6 protein-coding genes and 1 pseudogene are annotated in these 6,302 nt (G+C 42.9%); 4 read left to right on the top strand and 3 right to left on the bottom strand.

From position 1 onward, the window contains the following. Positions 1-208 precede the first annotated feature (208 nt). Positions 209-1,747, top strand: a complete 1,539-nt coding sequence (zwf, locus tag HWQ58_RS22310; protein ID WP_292867240.1) for a glucose-6-phosphate dehydrogenase — start codon at positions 209-211, stop codon at positions 1,745-1,747. Between the two features lie 66 nt (positions 1,748-1,813). Beyond that, a complete protein-coding gene (locus HWQ58_RS22305) occupies positions 1,814-2,215 on the top strand; it encodes a fasciclin domain-containing protein (protein ID WP_292867239.1) in 402 nt (133 codons plus the stop codon). 463 nt (positions 2,216-2,678) lie between these two features. Here HWQ58_RS22305 and HWQ58_RS22300 read toward each other — a convergent pair whose 3' ends face one another. Further along, positions 2,679-3,425 carry a calcium-binding protein gene (locus tag HWQ58_RS22300; protein ID WP_292867237.1) on the bottom strand — a complete coding sequence of 249 codons (747 nt, stop codon included), beginning with the start codon at positions 3,423-3,425 and terminating at the stop codon, positions 2,679-2,681. A 459-nt stretch (positions 3,426-3,884) separates the two neighbouring features. Between HWQ58_RS22300 and HWQ58_RS22295 the strand changes: the two are divergent. Further along, positions 3,885-4,183: pseudogene (locus HWQ58_RS22295) on the top strand (IS701 family transposase); the annotation flags it as partial. 163 nt (positions 4,184-4,346) lie between these two features. On the opposite strand, the gene HWQ58_RS22290 reads toward HWQ58_RS22295, so the two are convergent. Continuing rightward, a complete protein-coding gene (locus HWQ58_RS22290; RefSeq protein ID WP_292867234.1) occupies positions 4,347-5,063 on the bottom strand; it encodes a molybdopterin-dependent oxidoreductase in 717 nt (238 codons plus the stop codon). A 7-nt stretch (positions 5,064-5,070) separates the two neighbouring features. Further along, positions 5,071-5,241 carry a hypothetical protein gene (locus HWQ58_RS22285; protein WP_292867232.1) on the bottom strand — a complete coding sequence of 57 codons (171 nt, stop codon included), beginning with the start codon at positions 5,239-5,241 and terminating at the stop codon, positions 5,071-5,073. 476 nt (positions 5,242-5,717) lie between these two features. Here HWQ58_RS22285 and HWQ58_RS22280 point away from each other — a divergent pair, with 476 nt between their 5' ends. Then, the gene (locus HWQ58_RS22280; RefSeq protein ID WP_292867230.1) at positions 5,718-6,044 is read left to right on the top strand and encodes a beta/gamma crystallin-related protein; all 327 of its coding nucleotides are present in this window, start codon (positions 5,718-5,720) and stop codon (positions 6,042-6,044) included. Positions 6,045-6,302 lie beyond the last annotated feature (258 nt).

Genomic DNA, 6,302 nt, shown 5'->3' with positions numbered 1-6,302 from the left:
TCGTTGTCAGCGTTCTTTTCTACTCTCCTTTAGATTTACTTTATAAATAGCCTCTGATCATCAGGACTGCTTTATGATGTATCAAACCGACCTGCCGCGATGGATAATAACTATTTAGCATAAGTCACCGCGACGTTTCCAGATAAACTGCTGTCTGCAATGCGCTATAGTTTGGTGGACATCTTGAAGAACATGCGGAGATTTTATCATGACGGCTGCCACCACGCCCCAGGTTCCTGTTGAAGCCTCAATCCGTCCGGCAGAACCCTGTGTGCTCGTTATCTTTGGAGCAGCAGGAGATTTAACTAAACGTCTGCTGCTTCCCGCCCTCTACAACCTCAAACAAAGCAATTTGCTACCGCAGGAATTTGCAATCGTTGGAATTGCACACACTTCAATGAATCAGGACGATTTTCGTAGCAAACTCGCCCAAGACATTCATGAGTTTGCAACGGTTCCCGTAGAGGATGATCTCTGGCAACCGCTTGAGCAGCGACTGTACTATCTTGCTGGTGAGTTTCAGGAGGCTGACACTTACCATCAGTTACAAGACTTACTCACTCAAATCGATCGAGACTGTGGCACTCAGGGAAACTATTTGTTCTACCTGGCAACTGGCTCTAACTTCTTTTGCGACATCATTACGCAACTTGGCGCAGCAGGATTAGTCCGCGAAGAGAGCGATCGCTGGCGGCGAGTTATCATCGAGAAACCGTTTGGGCATGATTTGGACTCGGCTCGTGCCCTGAATAAATCCATTGGTGCTGTCCTTCAGGAAAAACAGATTTACCGCATCGATCACTACCTGGGCAAAGAGACTGTACAAAACATTTTGGTATTTCGGTTTGGTAATGGCTTGTTTGAACCGATTTGGAATCGCGAACATATTGATCACGTCCAGATTACCGTAGCCGAAACGGTTGGAGTCGAAGGCAGAGGCAACTTCTATGAAGGTACAGGCGCAGTGCGGGACATGGTGCAAAATCATCTGTTTCAACTGCTGGCAATGACGGCGATGGAACCCCCAGTCTCATTTTCAGCCGATGAGGTGCGTGATGAAAAGTCAAAACTATTGAAGTCCATCATTCCGCTCACTGCTGAAACTGTGCAAACTCATACTGTACGGGGACAATATGGTGCGGCAACGGTGAAGGATACCGAAGTGCCTGCTTATCGCTCAGAGCCACGAGTTGCGTCAGACTCTACCACTGAAACTTATGCTGCCTTAAAGCTGAACATCGACAACTGGCGCTGGGCAGGAGTGCCGTTTTATCTACGAACGGGCAAGCGTTTGGCTAAACGTGTGACTGAAATTGCAATTCAGTTTAAGCAAGTACCTTCACTATTATTTCGCCAAACCTCGATTGAGCGTCTCACGCCTAATTTCTTGACCATCCGCATTCAACCAGAGGAAGGAATTCACCTCCAATTTGGTGCAAAGGTGCCTGGCCCCGCGATGGCAATGGATGCGGTAGAAATGGACTTTTGCTACACTGACTACTTTGGCAAGATCCAGAGTACTGGCTATGAAACCTTGCTATACGACTGCATGATCGGTGATGCGACTTTGTTTCAGCGATCGGACAACGTAGAACTGGGCTGGAGCGTCGTCACCCCCATTCTAGAGGCTTGGGCAACCACGCCACCTGAAAACTTTCCCAACTATGCAGCAGGCTCATGGGGACCATTGGCAGCAGATGATTTATTGGTGCGCGATGGTCGGCAGTGGCATAAGACTGACCTATAGTCTAAACATACACTTATGTGCTAAATCTCTTAACATCAAGTTTTCACACAATTGAGGTGACATCAGATGCCAGATATTATAGATACTGCAATTAATGCAGGTTCTTTCAACACCTTAGTAACAGCTATTACTACCGCTGGTCTTGATACTGCGCTTAAGGGAGATGGGCCATTTACTGTCTTTGCCCCAACAGACGAAGCCTTTTCCAAACTCCCATCAGGAGCCGTAGAAGAACTCCTACAGGATGTTATTAAATTAAGAAAGGTTTTAGAGTACCATGTGGTTTCTGGCAAGATTAATGCAACTGATTTAGTTCAGTCGCAAAAGCTAACAACAACCCAGGGAAAAGATATCAAAGTTAATACTGAGAATGATGTTAAGGTGAATGATGCTTACATTGTGACTTCGGATGTGGAAGCTGACAATGGTGTTATCCATGTTATTGATAATGTATTATTTCCTGAATAACTTTGTTCAGATACTTGGTTTCATTGAATTTTGTAATTCCACTTGGATGAGCATTTAATTTTTTGCCTTTGTTGGCAATCAAAATCACCCAAACCAGATATGCTTATTCAGATTGAGTAGTTAATGTTGTATATTTGTTGCTGATAATTGGATTGAAATAGTTAAATATTTCCAATGAATCGTCAGTAGATATACAACATATTTATATCGCTCAGTATTCACCGCCCCTTTTGCTAGTACTCAAAGGCTCTAATTACTTGAGAATAATCGTCTAGCTTGTGAAGTTGCAAAAATTACATTGGGAGCAGGAGGCGATCGCCATAATATCATCTGCGGTTAAACACATAGGACTTACGCACTGTACAAACGAATCATTCTGTGCATGAACGAAAATACCTCGTTTCAGGCTCTGAACAATCATCCTTGGATAAATAGCGATCGCCTATGGATTAATCTTTGTTCGCTAAATAAAAACTGGGGTGCTCCCGGGTAGGTATGTGTCTCCTTCAAGTGGGTTGAAGTCTGGAAGTAAGTCGAGGGAATCACTAACGAAAAAGTCAGCACCCGCTCCACCTCTTAGAATGTCGCTGCCTATCCCACCATACAGCGTATCGCTGCCAGCACCACCATACAGCGTATCGCTGCCAGCACCACCGTACAGCCTGTCGTTGTCCTCACCACCATCCAGCACGTCGTTGTCCTCACCACCATCTAGCAGGTCGTTGCCATACCTGCCAGAGAGGGTATCGTTGCCATACCTGCCAGAGAGAGTATCGTTGCCATCCTCACCGTACAGCTTATCGTTTCCAATATTGCCCAAGATAATGTCATTACCTGCCGCACCTAATAGAATGTCGCTGCCAGCACCACCGTACACCCTATCGTTGCCAGCACCACTGTACACCCTATCGTTGCCAGTACCACCGTACAGCGTATCGCTGCCAACACCACCGTACAGCGTGTCGTTGTCCTCACCACCATCCAGCACGTCGTTGTCCTCACCACCATCTAGCAGGTCGTTGCCATACCTGCCAGAGAGGGTATCGTTGCCATACCTGCCAGAGAGAGTATCGTTGCCATACTCACCGTACAGCCGATCGTTGCCAGACAAGCCGTACAGCTTATCGTCTCCATTATTGCCAAAGATAACGTCATTACCTGCCCCACCTGATAGAGTGTTGTTGTAGATAGTACCGTTGATAGTAGCCATTCTGATTGCTCCTTACAGTAATGTTAGAGTCAGTATTTGAACCAGAACGAAGAACCAGCTTAAAACGCATAAATATATAATATAGGAATCATATTTGATTTTTGAAAAAAACTAAGAGATAATACGGTGATAGTATTAAGTATAATAAAAAACAATAATGACATACTCACCGACCTTAAAGGTCGGTGAGTATGTCAACGAGGCTTGAAACTGTCAATAATTGGAAATACAAGCTCATCTAAAGGCAACCCTTCTGGATGTTCTATATCTAATTTTAATAATAGAATATCCTTAAAATCGTTTCACATTCGCAACTGATAGGACTTACGCATTGACAAAGTAGCCTAAATGTGAATTAGCGATAATTAGAAAGGTCATACTCTTCAATTAGGCGATCGCTAATCACCAGTGCTTGGAAATATGGATAATATCTATGTTGCTCAATTTGGGGTTCAAACTATCAGAGCCACTACCAAGCCATCAACTGCTAAGTGTGACTTGAACACTTACACTTTTTTTTTACTAGCGGAATCAAAATATCCAGGCTGTACACGTTTGGCAGCGATTCTGTCAGGGGTTTGTCTCATGATAGTGTCAATTGATTTTTGCTACGAGAGCGGTATAAAGCTAAAGATTTATTTGATGAAGTCAAGCTGCATATCAATTTAGTAGGTGGTACGTTAAGTGGGGATGATACAGTTATTGATAAACCTTACAGTAACCCGGAGTTAACAGAACTAATTGGTTATTTTTGGTCTGTCTGATGTTTTGTCGCTTACCAAACGATTTTTAACTAATCGCCATAATTCCCCATCCCTCTATAGGGTGGGGATATAAGGAACTTCCAAATAAAAAAACATACGATTGCAGAGGAACAAGGTAAAATTTTCTCCCCTGCCTCCCCTGCCTCCCTTGCCTCCCTTATAACCCTGCAAACCACTCATAGCCCTGATCCTCCCAATAGCCTTTAATAGGTAACAAATTACTGACAAAGGTAATTTGAGTTACCCACTTGCTTTGCTTATAGCCCAGTTTAATTGGGGATGCTAGACGCATGGGCGCACCATTATCAGCCGATAAAAGTTGTCCATTCTTTTGATAAGCCATGAGAGTTTGCGGATGCACAGCAGAGGCAATATCCCAGCTTTCATAGTAGCCATCAGCAGATTTGAAGTAGACATAGCGGACGTTTGACTTAGGCTGTACCAGGGCTACTAAGTCTCGTAATCGCACGCCTCCCCATTGAACGATCGCAGCCCAGCCTTCAACACAGACATGGCGAATTACCATTGAAGTCAAGGGAAGTTTTTGAATATCTGCCATGCTCAATTGCATCACATTATTGACCTCACCATCAATTATTAAGCGAAACTGTGCCGGATCAATTTGCGGGGTGAAGTCAAAGGTATTAACCAGCAATTTATCTGCTTCTATGGCACTGACAGGAAATTCAGGTATAGGTTTTTGAGTTAATAGAAGTGCTTCAAGACGTTCATTCAGTGGCTCAGATATTTGCCGCAGATTATCTGAGAACAAATTTGTCCCACAGCCACTAAGAAGAAAGCCTACCCCTGAAAGTCCAGATACTTGCAGTAACCGACGACGGGATAAGGTACGTTTGGGAAGAATCAGACTCATAAAACCTCTACAAAAACATAGATTTCACTAAACGGATGCTTCCTACCTTCAGCGCAAGTAAAGAATGAGCAACTGTAAACAGTATGACAGTGGGAACAGTGATAAAGTGAACAGTGCGTAGAGTTTGCCAACTACCAAATAGCCCAGAAAGCCAATGCAGTTGTGCAGGTTTGTACATCGCGTTCATTTGGACTTTTTATTTAGATAATCATAATGCAGAAAGTTTTTTTGCATAGTGATGCCTACACTAATTACACTTAAGGAAATAAAGTATTATATATTGCAAAACAATGCTGGCATTTTTCTAGTAGCGATCGCTCGAAAGCAACTGATAGATCGAGCTTGAGATCGTCAAACGTTCAGATGACACAAAAGGCTTCAACTTACAACCGAAACACTGGATTGTGGAAGGAATGCTCAGATAGCTGAACTTTTCTATAAATTCTCATGTGTTCCTTCCGTTTTGCCCATAATAGCAAGTAGTAAAGAAAACTTTTTTGTTCAGTAATATTTCGCCAACGGTATTCTCAATTAACTTTTGTTAAGTTTCCGAAAATCTCTGATTTTTTTAAAGAGTATAAGCAGTTGTTGACAGTCCATTACAACTATCTACAACTGTAGTAACAACCATTTCCTTAACCAAAAAAGTAAAACATGAAAATTGTTGACACAAATCACCTTTTTGTAGAGCTTTCCTTTGAAGAAGCTAGTACCATTAAGGGTGGAGCGAAAGTATTACTTCGTGAAAACATCGATTATGGTGGTAAGACATTCAGTGCAACCCGAAGCCGTCCATACGTTGGGGATGATTTTAACGATGAAACTTCCTCAATTATTATTACAGGAGGAACGTGGCGTTTCTATGCAGATGCAAATTACACAGGTTCTTTCAAGGATCTAGGACCAGGCTACTATCCTTGGGTCGAAAACTTTGGGATAACTAATGACACAATCTCATCCTTGAAATTAATCGCATCTTAGAGTGCTTGGTTCTGGGAAAATTGAAGCAGTACTCTGTAATGCAAAACTCGCAGCCATCGATTGTGGTAATTCACGCTCGTATCGTCACCCTAATGCTAGAGAAGCTGCAAAAAAGGCAAAGTAGCGTTTCGGAAGTGCCGACATAAATAACTTTTAGAGTCGGCACTTGTCGATTTGCCTACTGGTTTAAATTTCAACGATTTAGAGGCTATTTATAAAGTAAATCTAAAGGAGAGTAGAAAAGAACGCTGACAACGA

Origin of the sequence: Nostoc sp. LPT, assembly GCF_017115165.1 — a bacterium.
Classification (GTDB): domain Bacteria; phylum Cyanobacteriota; class Cyanobacteriia; order Cyanobacteriales; family Nostocaceae; genus Nostoc.
The sequence above is the reverse complement of the archived record's forward strand: the minus strand, read 5'-3'. Positions and strand labels throughout refer to the sequence as shown.

What these genes read in the sequence shown, in the direction of transcription:
- zwf (WP_292867240.1), top strand. Translation starts at nt 209, where the DNA reads ATGACGGCTGCCACCACGCCCCAGGTTCCTGTTGAAGCCTCAATCCGT.
- HWQ58_RS22305 (WP_292867239.1), top strand. Translation starts at nt 1,814, where the DNA reads ATGCCAGATATTATAGATACTGCAATTAATGCAGGTTCTTTCAACACC.
- HWQ58_RS22300 (WP_292867237.1), bottom strand. Translation starts at nt 3,425, where the DNA reads ATGGCTACTATCAACGGTACTATCTACAACAACACTCTATCAGGTGGG.
- HWQ58_RS22290 (WP_292867234.1), bottom strand. Translation starts at nt 5,063, where the DNA reads ATGAGTCTGATTCTTCCCAAACGTACCTTATCCCGTCGTCGGTTACTG.
- HWQ58_RS22285 (WP_292867232.1), bottom strand. Translation starts at nt 5,241, where the DNA reads ATGTACAAACCTGCACAACTGCATTGGCTTTCTGGGCTATTTGGTAGT.
- HWQ58_RS22280 (WP_292867230.1), top strand. Translation starts at nt 5,718, where the DNA reads ATGAAAATTGTTGACACAAATCACCTTTTTGTAGAGCTTTCCTTTGAA.